The following is a 17,276-nucleotide window of genomic DNA, read 5'->3' as shown; positions in this document are numbered from 1 at the left end:
GCGAATTAAGTATGCAAACTTTTCACACACTAGGGACTATAAAAATCGCTCAGGAAAGTCACTAATAACCATATCCAACCATGGTAACAATGCGGTGATTTCGGTGGGCTCATTTACAGTGTATGTAGACAAACGATAACCCGCCAGTTTGATTTGTTTAGCTTGGGCGACACTCAGCTTTTGATAATTACAATGGCAAGCAACGGCATCAATGTCTGCGAGTTGTTGTCGCCAGTTTTCTGGAGGGGCTTCATAAAGCTGGGCGAGCTCTAATTGCTTGGCATGTTTATGTAAAAACAACAAAATTTGGTGATCGAAGCTGGATATCAGCAAATCGCTTAAGGGAAAATTACAGTGCTCAATCTCCTCTAGCACCGCTTCGGCAAGCTGTTGGCGGGGCTGTTGGTGATACTTAAGCTCTAAATTTAGCTTCAAACCTAATTGTTTGGCGTGTATTAAATATTGGCGCAAGCTTGGGATTTGTTGGCCAATAAACTCTGGCGCAAACTTAACCCCTGCATCGATGCTTAGCAACTGATCTAAGCTGTGCTCAGCCACTTTGCCGCTGCTGTGGGTGCAGCGGTCTAAGTTTTCATCGTGGAATACTATAGCTTGGTGGTCGCTTGCCAAAAAGGTATCAAATTCAACCCAGCTTAAACCTAGCTCTGCAGCTCGGTCTAAACCTGCTAAAGTGTTTTCTGGTGCGCTGCCTGCTGCGCCGCGATGCCCTACTATTATTGCCATAAACTTGCCTGTTCGGTATTCTTTTAAGGTTTTGCTAGTTCAGTGTAGCCTAGTAGGATAATTGGCAAACAATACAAATTTATGATTCCTCTAACAGACTCGCGCCACAGTGTTTACAGTAATCTGCATCATGGTCGTGACCCGCGCGCTCACAATGTAAACAACGATGTTCGCGCTGCTCTCTGCGCATCTCGTTTACTAGCTCTGCACCTACAATGCCGGTTGGTACGGTGATAATGGCAAAGCCGGTTATCATGACTAAGGCCGCCAGCGCTTGCCCTAATGGTGTGGCAGGGGAGATATCGCCATAACCCACGGTGGTAATGGTAACAATTGCCCAATAGATGCTCTTTGGAATACTGGTAAAGCCGTTTTCGGGCCCTTCAATAGCGTACATTAAGGCACCATAAATGGTGGTAATTAAGCAGATACAGAATAAGAACACCAAAATCTTGCGCCTTGCCAGCATTAAGGCGCGCAGTAGCACGTTGGCTTCACTCATATAGCGCACTAACTTAAGCACTCGCAAAATTCGCAATATACGCAGTAAACGAAATAGCAGCATAACTTGGGCAGCAGGGTAAAGCAGCGCTAAATAGGTAGGTAGAATAGCCAGTAAATCAACAATGCCATAAAAGCTTTTGGCGTACTCTTTAGGCTGGGGAGAACAGTACAAGCGAGCGATATATTCAAGGGTGAAAAACAAGGTAAATACCACCTCTAAGGCGATAAACCAAGTATGGTAGAGCTGCTCGAACTCACTGACAGAATCTAAGATAACCACGCTTACGCTGGAGATAATAGCGACGACTAACAGCAGATCAAAACGTTTACCGGCTTTTGAGTTATAACCAAAAATTATCTCATAAAGCCGCTGCTGCATTGGGCTTTGTTTGCTTGTTTCGTTAGACACACATTCATCCTTGATTAAGTTTCTGGCTTAAGTATATCGGTAAAAATTCGCAATGGTAGTTGCTGGGTTTTCTGGTTTTTTGGTTATGCCTCGGCCAGTTTGCAGTTCTCTAATACAAAATCTTTGAACCGTTGGTTGGCACGGGACATATAGGCGTCGCGACGCCAAGCTAAGCCTAGTTCAAGAAAAAACGGCGGATTAAAGCTTAATGAGTGCAGCGAGTCGCCCGGTTGCACCACCATGCTAAGCAGGGTGGTGATGCCAAAATCTCGCGCCACTATCGATTTAATCAAAGGTATTAAGTTGGTTTGAAAAGAGACCTGTGGCACTCGCTGCTGCTCACGACTTATTTGCTCAATCACCTTGTGGTGAAAGTAACCCTCTCTAAATAGCACCAACTCATGGTCTAAAAATTCTTGGTGGCTAATACTGTCTTGTTGGCTTAGCGGGTTATCTTGGCTACAACAAGCTAGCAGTTCTCCTTTGTAAATTGGTTCGCAATGTAGCTCAGCTGGTACATCGTGGGTGACTACAATGCCTAAATCTAATTCGCCACTCAGTAGTTTTTTTCTCACCAATTCGGTACCTGCATCTATCACCGACAAATTTAGTTGTGGGTAGAGGCTTTTAAAGCCCATGAGTAACGGCGGGAAGAAGTAAGAACCCATCATGCTAGGAATGCCAATGGTTACCGTGCCGCTTTCTAAGCCTACTAAGGATTGCATGGCTTGTTCGGCGTCTTCGGCTTGTTTAAGCAATTGTATTGCGTGCTGGTAAAGAATTTGGCCTTCGGCGCTTAAGCTTACTTTACGCTCATTGCGTTGTAGTAATTGAATGGAGAGCTGCTGTTCCAACTTTTTTATGGCAGCGCTAATGGCTGGCTGAGCAATACCCAAGTGTTTAGCCGCGGCGGTAAAACTAGCTAACTCTACTACCGTTACAAATTGTCGCAGTTGTCGCAGTTCCATTTGCACTTCCATAAATATAAGTTATCACAGTGATAATACTAATATATTTTATTTATTGGTAGCGCAGGCTTAGCATTAACTTAACGCTATTGATTGAGTTATCTATGCAGTATCAGCAAAACAGTAAGGGCTTTTGGAAAGTAACCGCAGCAGTGTCTGCGGCTTCATTGGTCACCTTTTTTAACCTTTACTTGGTGCAACCGTTGTTGCCTATGTTTGCCAGCGAGTATCAGGTATCGGCGTTGGCCGCCAGTGCTATGTTATCGGCAGCCATGTTAGGCATGGCTTTGGGTTTACTGTTGTTAGCCTCCTTATCTGATGCTGTGGGGCGGCGCAAGATCCTGCTGTTCTCTATCGCTTTAGTCCCTTGTTTAAGTTTATTAATAGGCTTGGCGCATCCCCAATCGTTTTATGCCATTGTAGCTTTGCGTTTTCTGCAGGGTGTTTGTTTGGCTGGCGTTCCTGCGGTAGTGATTGCTTACTTAGCAGAGCAATTAGATCCGCAAGCCTTGATTAAAGCGGTGGGTATTTTTATCGCGGCCAACTCTTTAGGTGGAATTGGAGGGCGTTTACTTGGGGGCTGGAGTGCCGATTTGCTGGGCTCTTGGCAGATGTCGTTTATGGTAGTTGCCTTGCTTAGCTTGTTTATGGCGTTAGCAGTAGTAATGCTACTGCCAGCAGAACAAGCTAAAACCTTAGGTCGCTGGCGCTTGTGTCAAAGTCTCGCTAATTATAAACGGCATATGCGCAACCCACAGTTAGTATGTGCTTACTTAGTGGGAGGCATTGGTTTTGGCGTGTTTATAAACCAGTTCTCTTACCTCACTTTTATTTTGGCCGAAGCGCCATTTTCGCTGCCTGCTAGCCTTACGTCGTTATTGTTTCTTAGTTACCTAGGCGGCACATTTACTGCCAGCTCGGCTGGGCGAATTGCGCAACGTTACGGCGGTAAAAGTTGCATAGTGCTGGGTTTATTGGTGATGACTATCGCCAGTTTATTAAGTCTGTTTGGTGAGCTATGGATGTTGTTATTGGCAATGGTGGTCTCTTCAATGGGCTTCTTTTTCTGCCATGCTCAAGCCAGCGCGTGGGTAAACCAACATGCCACTCAAGCTAAGGCCAGCGCATCAGCTCTTTATACGATTAGTTATTATATTGGTGCGGCAAGTGGCGGCGCATTAATGCAACCCTTCTTTGCCGCTTGGGGCTGGCAGGGCATTGTGTTGGTAAGTGTTTGCTCACTGTCGGCGGTGGCATTTATGGCGCAGCGTTACCTGCATGCTGACGAAGGCGAATTAAAGATTGCTAAGGTGTAAGGCTATCGCTGTTCATCCACTTTATTAAACCTTGCCTGGTGTGGCCGTTTCTATTTGTTAGCGCCAATATTTAGTTTTTGAAGTCTAAATTTCTTCATTAATTCTGCGACAACAAAAGTGTTTAATCACTCAGCTTAAGGCAAATTTAGAGCTTTAACTTCAAAAAACTGTCACTGAGTTGTCACATTTTGTTCGTCTTTTTTATGTTTTTTTGTCATTAAGTTTCGTCAGGCTAGACCAGTTAATGGCGCCGCTGTGTGCGGCAATCTTATGGTCTCAGGGACGAGTAATATGAACCCCAGAAATTTTATGTTAGTGGGCCTATGTGCCTTAGGTACTAGCGCGCAAGCGAATGTACTAATTAGTGAATATATAGAAGGTAGTAGCTTTAATAAGGCAATTGAAATTGCGAACTATGGTGATCAAACAGTCGATCTAAGCGCTGGTGATTATCAGCTGCGCTTGTTTTCCAACGGCGCAAACACTGCCACCAATACCCAAGCGTTAAGTGGCAGTTTAGCGCCAGGCGAAACCTTAGTATTTGTGAACAGCAATGCGGTGATTGGCAATAACGATAATGCCCTAATTCCCCCGGGTGTGGGCATTGAGTCAAGCGTAGTTAACTTTAATGGTGATGATGCAGTTGGCTTGTTTGCCAACGATGTATTGCTTGATCGCGTTGGTCAAATTGGCGTGCGTCAAACCTGGACCGATGGCGGCGCTTCAACGCAAAATCAAACCTTGCGTCGCCTTGATGAAAGCAGCCCTGATAACGACAACAGCCAAGAATTTGTGATTTCTTCTCGCTGGTTCAACTACGCAACAAACACCGTCGATGGCCTAGGCTGCATTGGCCAAGATGCTTGTGATAATGATGGCGGGCCAATTGATCCTCCAATCTCAGAAATTGGCCAATGTGGTGATACAAGCACTGCAATTAATAGCATTCGCTCAGCCAATTTATTAGACCAAGAGGTGGTGGTTGAAGCTGTTGTAGTGGGTGACTTCCAAGGCGATGCTAATAACAATCAATTATCTGGCTTTTTTATACAGCATGCCGATGCTAACTGGGATGCAGACCCTGAAACTTCTGAAGGGATTTTTGTTTACCACTACGCAGATGAGGTTTCGCTAGGCCAACGAGTACGCGTAAAAGCAACTGTAGCCACTTATAGTGGTGGTAATCAGCTTAAAGATGTAAGCGGCTTAATTGTGTGTGGCGAAGAAGCGCTGCCTAGCGCAACCAGCTTAAACTTACCCTTGGTGGATGCGGATCTATATCACCTAGAAGGCATGCGTGTGGTGCTGCCACAAACCTTGCACGCCACGCCTGCCTACACCTTTAATCGTTATGGCGAAACAGTGTTGTCCTTGGGTAAGCGCTTTAAGTCTACCCAGGTTTACCCAGCCAACACGCCAGAAGCCGAAGCTTTAAGCCTGGCTAACCAGCTTAACCGCTTGGTATTGGATGATGGTTTAAGTTCGCAAAATCCCGATGATATAGCCTACTTCCCCAACTTCTCGGCCTTAAACAGCCTGCGCGCTGGTTCGCAAGTGAGCAATGTTGAAGGCGTTATTAATTACAGCTTCGGCCAGTTTCGGGTGCAGCCTACGGTAGTACCTAACTTTATCGATGCAAACCCAAGAACCACCGAGCCGGAACTAGACGAGCTGGGCAACTTAACTGTTGCAAGCTTTAACGTGCTTAACTTTTTTACCGATTTAGACATCGACAACGCTACTGATTTTCGTGGTGCGGATACTGCTGAAGAGTTTGATCGTCAGCGGGCTAAATTGGTGTCGGCCTTAGTCGCTATGAATGCCAACGTTGTAGGCTTAATGGAGCTGCAAAATAACGGTTTTGATGAGGCTAGCGCAATTCAAAACTTAGTTGATGCGGTTAATGTTCAGCTGCCCGAGCAACAACATTACGCCGTAGTGAAGCCTTTAAGTGAACGTATTGGCAACGATATGATCACGGTAGGTTTAATCTACCAGCCAAGTGTTGTGCAAGTTTATGGTGATGCGCAGTTAATTAATGCCTATCCCTTTGACGACGTTACTGCTAAGCACCGTGTTCCTTTAGTGCAGCAATTCAGCATGGTAGATGGCGGCGAACGTTTTTATGTTGCAGTTAACCATTTTAAGTCTAAAGGCAGTAACTGTAATGCCCTAGGCGACCCAGACATGGGAGATGGACAGGGCAATTGTAATGGTCAGCGCACTTTAGCGGCGCAAACACTGAGCCAGTTTTTTGCCGAAAAACAACAGGTATTGTTGTTGGGAGACTTTAACGCCTATGCCAAAGAAGATCCAATGCTAGCCTTTGAAACTGCTGGCTTTACTAACCTAGTACCACTGTTCGAAGCAAACAGTTACTCCTACTACTACGATGAAGAAGCAGGCAGTTTAGACCACGCCTTGGCCGATTCAGCCTTAGCATCGAGAGTGCTAGATGCCACCGATTGGCATATTAATGCCGACGAACCAACCGGTTTAGATTACAACACCGAGTATAAGTCTGATGCGCAAATTACTAACTTTTATGCGCCACATGCTTACCGCGCATCGGATCATGATCCAGTCATCATTGCTTTAGATATGCGCAGCGCGGGCACTATTAGCACAGCGACTGAACTCACCATTACCGAAGGCAGTAATGGCTCGTTAACGATAGAGCGTTTAGCCGGTGATTTTGGCGATGTAGAGCTTAAATACCAAGTAGTTGTGGGTTCTGCCAATGAGCAAGATTTAGCATTGCTAAGTGGCGAACTAACTTGGCTTGACGGTGATATGAGCAGCCGAGAGCTAAACATCGCTGCGCACACCGACGAGCTAGTAGAGGGAACAGAGCGCGCCTATTTGCAGTTAAGCATAGAGCAAGGCGCGGCCAGTTTAGCCTCGCCGCAAGTTGAGCTGATTATTGAAGACAACACGCCATTAAGTGTTGCCATGCAGTTTGAGCAAGTGAACGTTGCTGAGTCTGCTGGCAACATTACCATCCCGCTGGTGTTAAATGGTGAAGCCAGCACTACTGTTAGTGCGTGGGTATTGGTATTGCCATCGTCTGCTAATTGGTTTGACTACCGCGCGCCGTTTTTCCAACGTGTACAATGGAGTGAAGGTGAAAGTGGCGTTAAAACGGTGAGCGCAAAAATCGTTGATGATAAGCGCAAAGAAGGTGACGAACGCTTTAAGGTTTACTTATTCTCGGCTCGTCCTGCCCAACTAGGTAATATTACCAGCACTTGGGTAAACATTAGCGACAACGATTAAAAGCCAACATTGTAATAAAAAAGGCGAGCTGCATGGCTCGCCTTTGTTGTTTTTAATACTTAACCTGAACTCGGGATAAGGAAGTGACGATAACTCTGCTAGCCAGTACTTAATCTAGCTTCATGTTTCTGGCGAGATAGTTTTACTTAGTTCAAGACGAAGCTGCGCGCCAATAGCTAGTCTATTGCAAGTAGCTTCAACACCGAAATAAGTAAAAATAGCCGTTAGAAACCAGTTTATTATCCTGAGCTTAGGTTACTTACTTTTTGCTGGCAACAATGGCGTAAACAAGTGGCGAGTTATAGTGCTCGTGTTCATAAACAAACTCGCCGGCAGCGCGCTCGGTTAAATCTTCAAAACAATTATATGGGCTGTAATCGTATTCGTTTAGCAGCTCAATGTTTAAGCCAGCGTGAATCAGTGCATTTACTACATCAGATAAGGGATGCCCCCAGGTTAGCATTGGGCTCTCTTCGCCATCGTCGTTTTCGGTATAAGTGCCTTCTTCATCTAAATCTGCTTCATCACGGTGAAAGTAACCATAACCACTGACTAAATCATGAACCGGATGAAACTCAGCTAAACAAAGCTTGCCGCCGGGTTTTAAGCTGTTTGCAATTACTTGAGCCCAGCGAGTGATGTCGGGTAGCCAACATAGCGCGCCGTAAGATACAAATACCCAGTCATAAGTGGTTTGATTAGTGTCGCCAAAAGCATATACATCGCTACAAATAAACTCGGCCTTTAAGCCTGTTTTTTCTGCCAGTTCTTCAGCGCGCTTAATCGCCTCACTAGAAAGATCAACAGCGGTAACCTCGGCGCCCAAGCGCGCCCAAGATAAGCTATCTAAGCCAAAATGGCATTGCAGGTGTAACAGCTTTTTACCATTAATATCGCCCATGAGCTCGCGCTCTATAGACTTGAGCGAACTGTTCCCAGCGAGAAATCCATTTACATCATAAAAATCAGAATCTACGTGAAGCTCGGTACGTTTGTCCCAAGCGGCTTTGTTTAGCGCTAAATAGTCCATGTTGGCCACTGCTCAATTATCATTACTAGGCTAAAAGTTTACCGCAAAGCGTGTGCTTAAAGCAGTACTCGCTGACAAAACTAGACGTTTTAGTGGCTGCTTTGGTGCTCGCGGTGTTTTAGCAACATGTCTTCCAACAATATTAAACCTAAACACACGCCGTTGGGGCCGGTTACTGCTACTACGGTGTAGGGTTGATTAACAAATTGCTCAAACAGCTGATCGAATGAAGTCTCTAAACTTACTTGCAGAAAATCTTTACTCATTACCTGATGGACGCGTTTATTTAAGGTCATTAGGTCGCGGTTTTGTTCACCTTTGGTATTGAGATACGGGCTAATGGCGGCGCTTACATCACTTTGTTGCAGCACACCTAAGCAGTGGCTTTGTTCGATCACCAATAAATGTCTGGTTTGATGCCGTTCAAATTTTTCTAGTGCCACGCTGAGCTTTTGGTCGGGGCCAATTTTGGGAAAGTCACGACGCATTATGGTTTGCGCGTTCACAATATTGTCGTGATATAAGTGCTGTGACAGCGGCATATAAACCGGGTCGTTATGGCAGCTTAAGGTTTGTTCTAGGCTACGTGGTTTACTAAAAATATAACCTTGCAGCATATCGACATTTAACTTGGATAATAGGTAGAGCTCTTGTTGGGTTTCTACTCCTTCGGCGATAACCTTACCTCCCATTTTGTGGGTAAGTTTGCACAACATGTCGATCATCGAAAATTCGTTAGATTCCTCGGTTAAACCAGATACAAACGAGCGATCAATTTTCACAATGTTTACCGGAATTTGCCGCAGATAAGAGAACGACGAATAGCCTGTGCCAAAATCATCTAAGGCAATGGCAATGTTATGTGCTTTAAGCTTATCTAACCATTCAGAGTGGTAATAAGAGTCGTCAAAATAAGCCGATTCGGTAAGCTCTAAAGTGATTAGGCTTAAATCAATATCACTGGCTTCAAAAATATTTAAGGTATCTGCCAAGCAACAATGGGAAACCCTATCATTAACTACCGAGCGATTAATCGACATGCCAATATTGTTGTCGTGGTAGTGGCGTTGCAGCAGTGGTAAATCGTGTAAGGCTTGTTTGGTAACCGCGGCGTCTATTTGATCAATCCAGTTATATTCTTCTGCTATTTCGATTAGCTCTTGCACACTGTAGGGGAGTTTAGTGTCTAACTTTACTCGGCATAGCGCTTCAAATTTAACTATTTTTAGCTCAGGTAATGCAACAATGGGTTGGTAATAGGCTTCTACTTGATTGGCTGCTAGGGCTTGTCTTAGCAAGGTGGCCAAGGTGGCTTTTCGGTTAAAGCGCTTAGACAAGCGCCGGTCATAATAATACAAGGAAGAATCGTTGCCTTGGCTGTTAGCAATTAGCGCTTGGCTAGCATGCGCTAACATTTGCGAAGGAGAAGATGCATCTATCTGTAACACCGAGGCTCCGCCATGTACGGTAGCCGACAGGCCAATATCTTCATAACTATTGTGGCCTTCTAGCGCAGCTAGGGCGCTTTTTAAGGTTTGTTCAATGTCTTCCATTTGCTTGGGCACAACCCAATAAGCCGCAAACATTTTTTCATTAAGTATGCCTAAATGCCCTCGTTGGCTTAGCTGACTAAAGCGCTGCGCCACCAACCATTGGCGGGTTATTGTGCTGGTGGCTTGTGCAAGGCTAACGCTAAATACTAAGCCAACTATGGTTACTTCATTGCTAAGCTGCTTGTAGTCGGCATTTAGCTTTTTATTAAATGCGTTTTTGTCTGGTACATGCACTTTTGAGTTGGCGTTAGGATCGTCTTCGTCCCATAAATCGGTAGAGGTATCTAAGCGGTGGCTAGATGAGACATAAACATGGTCTTCATTAGGTAGATCAATACGTTGAATGCGCGCTTCGTGAGCGTATACCTCACCTTGTTTGGTTTTTGCTAATAGTTCGCCGGTCCAAATTTTTTTCTCGTCTACGTGGCCCCACAGTTTTTGATAAAACGGTTTGGTATAGCGCCCACTTTTAAGTATCGATGCGGGTTGGCCTAGCAATTCATGTTCTGGGTAGCCCGTGTTATTACACATTGCCTCGTTCACCATCAATATGGTGTGATTGATATCGGCAATCATTAAGCCTTCATGAGCTTGAGCAAAAACCCGTTTTAAAAATGCGAGTTCTTGCTGTTTGGTAAGAAAATACTGTTTTAACTCAATGGTACCAGTAATCACCTTGTCATTTTTGGGTAGGGGATTAATTACAATCTCAGCAATGTAGCGATGTTGGTAGGCATTTAATATAGCGGTTTGAATAATTGGCTTACCCGTATCGATGACTTGGCGAATATGCTTTTTAAGTAAAGATAATTGGGTTTTCTCAAAGGCTGCAAATAGCTGCGAAAGGGTGAGCACCGATTGGCTAGGGTAACCCAGCATCGCAATAAGTTGATGAGGGCATGTAAAGTCGTTGTTTTGTAAGTTAATAGACCAAGCCTGTGGGGCAAAATCTTTAACTTTTTGGAATGAAGATTCATCAACGACCATTATTCGCCCCTAGCGACTGGTTACTTGTCATTACCAACAACAATTAAATTACTCATTTAAACTTTAGCAAACACTGAGAAAGGCTACTGACAAATTACTACCTTATTTTTGATGCATTGCTTTAGCTCAATTTTTGAGCTTGATTACTCCCCAAGTGTTCATTCTCTCACCTTAATGAGCTGTAAGTAATACTGAAAGGTGCTAGTTAAAGCTTTTTTGATTTTAGCTTTAATCTACACACATCAACGCAACAGATACTGATTAAGAAAGGTGAACATTATGAACAAGACTCTTATCGCACTTACTATCGCAGCTTCTACTTTCGGCATTATGCAAACTGCTCAGGCATGCACAACAGCTGCTTACCACAATGGCGAAGCACAAGTTACCATGCGCACCATGGACTGGAACGGTTACGACAACGCCACTGTCGTGGGCAAAGGTCGCGGCATAGAAAATAGCTACAGCAAAACCGACGGCGTAAGCAGCAAAGCAAAATATGCAGCCATTAAAATTGAATCATTTACTCATGGAACTGTTGCCGAAGGCATCAATGAAAAAGGCTTAGAAGCGCGCATTTTGTATTTAGGTACGGCAGCCGGAACGCAGTTTCAAGACGACACAGCCGAACTACCTAACGTAGATGCAGGGCAAGTACCAAACTACGTATTAGATAACTTCGCTACGGTAGCCGAAGCGCTAGAAGGCTTAAAAGCAGTAGAGGTAATTCCTACCGGTATTACCGGTATTCCAGGCCATGAAGACGAAGCTATTTACCCGCCAGTTCATTTTCAGTTGGTAGACGCATCGGGCGATGTAGCGGTTGTAGAGTATATTGGCGGCGAAATGAAGGTATATAACGAGCATGGTGCTAGCTACATGAGCAACGATCCAGCCTTTGACTTTCACTTAAACCTAGATAAAGAACAGGTAGAACCTAATGCCACTATTCGTGCTGCCGACCGTCGCTTGCGCGCCAAACTAAGCACCGAAGATTTATATCAACGTAATATTACCGATAGCCAGCAAGCGCTTATCTCAATGAAAGCCACCCAAGCGGCAGCGTTCTCTGGCTACAACCAGCAAGACCCATATGCCGATAACGCAACTTTCCCAACGCTTTGGACTGTATTCACCGACCGCACTAACAAAACTATGATGTTAGATCGCGCTCATACCTTTGCGGTAGAAAGCTACAGCTTTGATATGTTTGATACCGGTGTAGCCAAGCGAGTAGTGCTAGGTGAGAACCCAATGCCAAACGCAACTTTTACCAATGAGTTAAGCAATTAAGTGTTGTGAAACAGGGGTTAACTTATAACGGGCTGCGGCCCGTTTTTTGTTGGTTTCGTTTGTCTGTAAAGAGTAGGTTTCGCCTGTCGGCGACGTCATAGCTTTGTTCAGCTAAAGCTTACGAAGCAAAAGAAAAGCTGCCCCGCATTATCTTATTTCCTCGTTACTCAGTGCCAAGCGCGCCTGCGCAACTCGCTACGCTCAAACACTCGGCTTAATCGCTTGGCACTTGCGTGACTCGGCGATAATGAAAGGGAGAGAAGAGCAAACATGAGAAAACTCAATTATTGAGTTTGTTGTTATTTTTGTAAGTGTTGTTAGGGTATGATTGTTTTAGATTTTTGAAGGTTGCTAGCTCTTATTTTTATAGTGCCCAGATTGCTAAATTTGCAAGGTAACAATAATAAAGTGTTAAGTTCAAAGGAAGAAGGGATGCTTAGAAAATTGTTTAACGGAATAGTTTTTGGTACGGGATTTGGTATAGCTTTCGTGGCTATCTGGGTTATCGCTATATATTTCATTCTACCTAGCGTTTTGGAAAGTAGGTTTGAAAAAGAAATTGTAGAATCAAATAAACATATAGTTGATGAAGCCCCTTTACTAAGCAACTCAGGAAGGTTTCTAGGCTCTAGTGGATCCTATTCAGGTGGTTTTTTAGATAACAAAAGTGGGGAGCTATCTAGCGGGCAAGGAGTTATTGAAGGGGAGGCTTTGGTAAATGGTCAGCCACTTAAAGGTTTTAAGTTACGCTTGGCATTAAACGGCAGTGTCTTGAGTCAATGGGCTGTTACGGATGAGAATGGCATTTATCGTGTAAGCGTTCCTTATGGAGAATATCGAATTGATGGTTACGAGCTAGATTATTTTGTAGCTAATAAAGTACTTCCTAACAAAATAGAACATCCAGAAAACAGGAATTCCACAAACCAATTTCAGGTTGTCGAAGGTCAAAAAGGTAGCGGGCTTAAATTCAGGTTTGTTGATCCAATTGTCAAAAAATCAGATAAAAGCCAATACTCCAAAAATGAAAAAGTGACTCTAAAATGGGAACCTTATCCAGAAGCCGCCGAGTATACGGTGCAAGTATATGAAAAGGCTGATGCTAATTCTTGGAAAAGTTCAAACTTATTCGTTTGGCCAATGAGGCCTAAAGTTGCCTTAACGGAATTGGATTTGAGTCAGTATGAGATTGAGCTAAAGCCTGGCTATTTCTATGCATTTGAAGTTGAGGCTAGAAATAGCAAAGGAAGTCTCCTTTCTAATACAAACAGAGAACACTTTGAGTTTGATTTCGAAATTGTTGAGTAAAAGTGTGTCTATAAAATAAGGTGTCGCGCAGCCGAGACCTTATTCGGGTGTTGATCAAGCCTGCCGCGCCTCCTATTGTAATTATCGGCGTAGATGTTGAAGGAGCCATGGTTTAGTTTTTAGGGTGGCTCATGCCTGAATTCAGTGTTTTATCCTAAGGATAGTTTGTGCGATTAGCAGCCATATCAGATATTCACAGCAATGTTTATGCATTGGATGCCGTTTTAGCCGATATTCGAAAGCGGGGCGCAGATGTCGTTGTTAATCTCGGTGATATTCTCTATGGACCAATAGCTCCCAGATCTACCTTTGAGCTTCTTATGGAGAACGATCTTGTTACTGTACGTGGCAACCAAGATCGGCAGATATATGAAGCCAGCTCAGTTGAGGTCGCGTCAAACCCTACAATGCAGTTCATCCTTGCTGAACTTGGTGTTGAGCCGCTTAAATGGATGAGGAATTTGCCTTTCAATCTGCAACTCAATGAGCATGTTTTTCTTTGCCATGGCACGCCCAATGATGACTTAACTTACCTTTTAGAGAACATTGATAGTGGTCGGGCAATTGTTCGTTCGGATAACGAAATAGTTAGCTTACTCGGCACCATTCAATCTGACGTTGTTATTTGTGGTCATACCCATACACCTAGGGCCGTTAAAACCAGTACAAAACAGCTTATTGTAAACCCTGGGAGTGTTGGCCTACCTGCTTATACCGACGATGAACCGGTTGTTCATTCAATGGAAAGTTTCTCCCCTCATGCGACTTATGCGATCGTTGAAAATAATAAAGAAGGCTGGTCGGTGCAGCACATAAAAGTTGATTACGCATATGATAAGGCTGCTCGTGAAGCCAAGAAAAGAAATAGGCTGGATTGGGTGCATTTCTTAACCACGGGGCGGGGCTTATAACCCACAAGTTATAAACGCCCCAAGCATGCAAATGCATGCTTTTATCTTGCTTGTTGGCAGTGCCACGCTAATCACAAAGCATATCGCAACTCGCTACGCTCAAACATTGCTCGGCTTAATCGCTTGGTACTTGCGTGACTCGGCGATAATGAAAGGGAGAGAAGAGCAAGCATGAGAAAACTCAATTATTGAGTTTGTTGTTATTTTTGTAAGTGTTGTTAGGGTATGATTGTTCTGAATTTTTTAATGCTTGTTGGCTTTTCTATATATAGTAATCTAGCTACTTTACAAGGTAGCCAAGCTTTCAAGGTCGCAATAATATAATGTTATATGTCACAAGGGAATCAGGTAATGAAACACCTTAGAAAAATAATACCGCTCTTTCTAGCACTATTCTCATTCCAGTGTATTGCGGAAGCCTCTGAAAAAAATAATGAAATCTTTAGTAACAAGTATTTTTATGTTGAAATGCCTGCGGGTTGGAAAATAGATGAGTCACAGGATAGGCTATCACTTATTTCTGAAGATGGAACCAAATCATTAATAATAGTGATATTCAATGTAAAAAAACCTACACAAGTAACTTCATTTTCAAAAGAGAGAAAGAACTTTACAACTCTCCGTGATGAACATTATAACCATGAATCAAATGGATATGCTTTTTGCGAGGGTTTTTTCAGGGATGGTAATATCGAATACAAAGCTGCTGACTTCATACTCTTAAATAATGATGTTCAAGTGTACTTATCACTTGGTGATTATAACTGCAATGATGAGTCATGTTCTTTAGATGATATTGACACTATTATTGCGACTTTTTATTCCATTGATTCATCTGGAAAGAAACTAAAATTTAGTGAATTTAGAGAGTCGCAGAATAATTTATGACAATAGCATGACGCGCAGGTCATAAAGCTTTTGTTGATGTTGTTTTTTCTGGTAGCTACAAGGTATTAGTTGCATGATTGAATCAAGGGTTTGGAAAGATGACTTAGCTCGATACGCGAAAAGCTTTAAGCCTCTTGCTAATCCTCCGTATTACTCTGAAAAGCGACAAGTTAACTTTGAAAAGGATGTTATCATTTCGTTGTTTATGGTGAGGAAACTAGGAGAGTCCCTAAAATTATCATCTAAGACATTAAAAAGAAACTTTAAGGTATATTCTTCTTTATGCCAGAAACAAGCGAACAATATGAATTTTTGGGATGTTGGTGAGTTATATGATTTGGAGGGTGAAACTAAAGAGAAAAAGGATGTTAAATTCATTTCAAATCAACTAATTCATGGGCAAGCAATTTATGCTTATCGTGATGAGACTAGAAATTGGGCTGGAGTATATACTTGCTCTGACTTTGAAAGGAATAAGAAAATCTATAAAATTCCTATATCAACAATCATCGAAATACTCGTGATAGCGAGCGAAGATTACCCTACAAAAATTGATTACGAATACTGTAGTAAAAAACAAGATTATTTAGTCTCTACCGATTAAATAAACAGCTAACAATTCACTCTATTTCATTCCTCTGTCCGTCACATACTCGTCGCTTATTATTTGAGCCTTAGAGTCCAAATTCTTAATTATTGAGTTACTAGATGTGCTTAACTAGTCCCTCGTTTCCTTTTGGCAGCGCTACACTAATCACACAGCATATCGCTAACATCGCAAAACTCACCCATAAACAGGCAGCAAGTCCGGCCATTTGAAATACTACGCCCGACAATACTGTACCCACTAATCTACCCATAGCGTTGGCCATGTAGTAAAAGCCTACGTCCATGGATACGCCGTCTTCGCTGGCGTAACTCACCACTAAGTAAGAGTGCAGTGAGGAGTTAATGGCAAAGGCGATGCCAAATAGCATTAAACCGACGATTATGGTGGCCTGTGGCTGCCAGCCAAGTTGCACTAAGTAGGCGAGGATGCCGGTAATAATGCTAAGCAATAGTGCCCAGATTAAGGCTGCGCCTCGTCCTGGCACTTTGCCCGATTGGCTGCCAGTTATTTTGGGAGCCAAGCCTTGCACTACGCCATAGGCGATGACCCACGCGGCCATAAAGGTGCCGGTTTCGATGTGCGACCAGTTTAAGCTGGCACCTAAATATACTGGCAGGGCAACGACAAACCATACGTCGCGGGCAGCAAACAAGAATAAGCGGGCTGCTGCCAAAATATTGATTTGTGGGCTTTTAGAAAATATTTGCGAGAACTTAGGTTTGCTCTTAGCTTTGCCCAAGTCTTTTTCTAGCAGCTTTAAGCTTAATAGCAGCACCACAAACAATACCGCCGCCATAGCCAGCATCGATAGCTGAAAGCCAATTAGGTTAAGTAGCGCACCACCTAGAAAAAAGCCAAAGCCTTTTAGGGCGTTTTTTGAGCCGGTAAGAATGGCCACCCATTTGTACAAGCTATGTTGTTGGTCACCGCTCACCAAACCCTTAATCGAGCTTTTAGCGCTCATTTTATTTAGATCTTTAGCTATGCCCGACAAGGCTTGCGCTGCCATAACTAAGGGAATAGATAAAAACTCAGAGGGCAAACCCAATGCCAACAAGGCAACAATTTGCATGGCCAAGCCAATGTTCATGGTGTGGTTAAGACCAATACGCGCCCCTAACCAGCCACCAATTAAATTGGTCACTACCCCAAAAAACTCGTAAAACAAGAACAGCATGGCAATCGCAATCGCCGAGTAACCTAGCTGGTGAAAATACAGCACCACTAACATGCGCAATGCACCGTCGGTAATGGTGAAGTTCCAATAGTTAAAAGTAACTAATAGGTATTGTTTAAGTTGTTGAGGTAGTGCTTTTATCATGTTTGCCTAGGGCCTGTTGATCTTTGGTGTTGAAATTTTGTTCGCTTATCTGAACCCTTCGGGCAGCATTTGTTAGCCATTTATTCAGCGTTAGTGAGTGATTATTAAGCCCACTTAACTTCACACTCACTGCCTAGCCTAAATGGCGAATAAATTGC

At 43.5% G+C, this 17,276-nt stretch carries 13 protein-coding genes; 7 read left to right on the top strand and 6 right to left on the bottom strand.

Annotated features, from left to right (window positions below):
- Nucleotides 1–36: 36 nt before the first annotated feature.
- The 3 genes from K5620_RS15690 to K5620_RS15680 form a co-directional block, all read right to left on the bottom strand.
- Nucleotides 37–744 carry a glycerophosphodiester phosphodiesterase family protein gene (locus K5620_RS15690; protein WP_016403809.1) on the bottom strand — a complete coding sequence of 236 codons (708 nt, stop codon included), beginning with the start codon at nt 742–744 and terminating at the stop codon, nt 37–39.
- 79 nt (nt 745–823) lie between these two features.
- On the bottom strand, nt 824–1,657 hold the full coding sequence (locus tag K5620_RS15685) for an ion transporter (protein ID WP_016403808.1): 834 nt from the start codon (nt 1,655–1,657) through the stop codon (nt 824–826).
- A gap of 83 nt (nt 1,658–1,740) precedes the next feature.
- Complete coding sequence (locus K5620_RS15680) at nt 1,741–2,625, bottom strand: LysR family transcriptional regulator (RefSeq protein ID WP_016403807.1); 885 nt, start codon at nt 2,623–2,625, stop codon at nt 1,741–1,743.
- Nucleotides 2,626–2,729: 104 nt separating this feature from the next.
- Here K5620_RS15680 and K5620_RS15675 point away from each other — a divergent pair, with 104 nt between their 5' ends.
- Together K5620_RS15675 and K5620_RS15670 are read left to right on the top strand one after the other, a co-directional pair.
- The gene (locus K5620_RS15675; RefSeq protein ID WP_016403806.1) at nt 2,730–3,941 is read left to right on the top strand and encodes an MFS transporter; all 1,212 of its coding nucleotides are present in this window, start codon (nt 2,730–2,732) and stop codon (nt 3,939–3,941) included.
- Nucleotides 3,942–4,232: 291 nt separating this feature from the next.
- Nucleotides 4,233–7,217, top strand: coding sequence for an ExeM/NucH family extracellular endonuclease (locus tag K5620_RS15670; RefSeq protein ID WP_016403805.1), 2,985 nt, complete (start codon nt 4,233–4,235; stop codon nt 7,215–7,217).
- Nucleotides 7,218–7,476: 259 nt separating this feature from the next.
- Here K5620_RS15670 and K5620_RS15665 read toward each other — a convergent pair whose 3' ends face one another.
- On the bottom strand, nt 7,477–8,247 hold the full coding sequence (locus K5620_RS15665) for a class I SAM-dependent methyltransferase (RefSeq protein WP_016403804.1): 771 nt from the start codon (nt 8,245–8,247) through the stop codon (nt 7,477–7,479).
- A gap of 89 nt (nt 8,248–8,336) precedes the next feature.
- Nucleotides 8,337–10,787 (bottom strand): EAL domain-containing protein, encoded by a 2,451-nt coding sequence (locus K5620_RS15660; RefSeq protein WP_016403803.1) that lies wholly within the window; start codon nt 10,785–10,787, stop codon nt 8,337–8,339.
- A 279-nt stretch (nt 10,788–11,066) separates the two neighbouring features.
- Here K5620_RS15660 and K5620_RS15655 point away from each other — a divergent pair, with 279 nt between their 5' ends.
- The 5 genes from K5620_RS15655 (at nt 11,067) to K5620_RS15635 (ending at nt 15,791) form a co-directional block, all read left to right on the top strand.
- Entirely contained in the window at nt 11,067–12,080 is a 1,014-nt protein-coding gene (locus K5620_RS15655; protein WP_016403802.1) for a linear amide C-N hydrolase, read from the top strand.
- 432 nt (nt 12,081–12,512) lie between these two features.
- On the top strand, nt 12,513–13,388 hold the full coding sequence (locus K5620_RS15650) for a carboxypeptidase-like regulatory domain-containing protein (protein ID WP_016403801.1): 876 nt from the start codon (nt 12,513–12,515) through the stop codon (nt 13,386–13,388).
- 167 nt (nt 13,389–13,555) lie between these two features.
- A complete protein-coding gene (locus K5620_RS15645; protein WP_016403800.1) occupies nt 13,556–14,299 on the top strand; it encodes a metallophosphoesterase family protein in 744 nt (247 codons plus the stop codon).
- Between the two features lie 351 nt (nt 14,300–14,650).
- On the top strand, nt 14,651–15,187 hold the full coding sequence (locus K5620_RS15640) for a hypothetical protein (protein ID WP_040307657.1): 537 nt from the start codon (nt 14,651–14,653) through the stop codon (nt 15,185–15,187).
- Nucleotides 15,188–15,260: 73 nt separating this feature from the next.
- Nucleotides 15,261–15,791 carry a hypothetical protein gene (locus tag K5620_RS15635; protein ID WP_040307656.1) on the top strand — a complete coding sequence of 177 codons (531 nt, stop codon included), beginning with the start codon at nt 15,261–15,263 and terminating at the stop codon, nt 15,789–15,791.
- Between the two features lie 100 nt (nt 15,792–15,891).
- Here K5620_RS15635 and arsJ read toward each other — a convergent pair whose 3' ends face one another.
- The gene (arsJ, locus tag K5620_RS15630) at nt 15,892–17,118 is read right to left on the bottom strand and encodes an organoarsenical effux MFS transporter ArsJ (RefSeq protein WP_016403798.1); all 1,227 of its coding nucleotides are present in this window, start codon (nt 17,116–17,118) and stop codon (nt 15,892–15,894) included.
- Nucleotides 17,119–17,276 lie beyond the last annotated feature (158 nt).

It is taken from the genome of Agarivorans albus (assembly GCF_019670105.1).
In the GTDB taxonomy this organism is placed as follows: domain Bacteria; phylum Pseudomonadota; class Gammaproteobacteria; order Enterobacterales; family Celerinatantimonadaceae; genus Agarivorans; species Agarivorans albus.
Note: the sequence above shows the minus strand (reverse complement) of the source record. Positions and strands in the feature narration are given on the sequence as shown.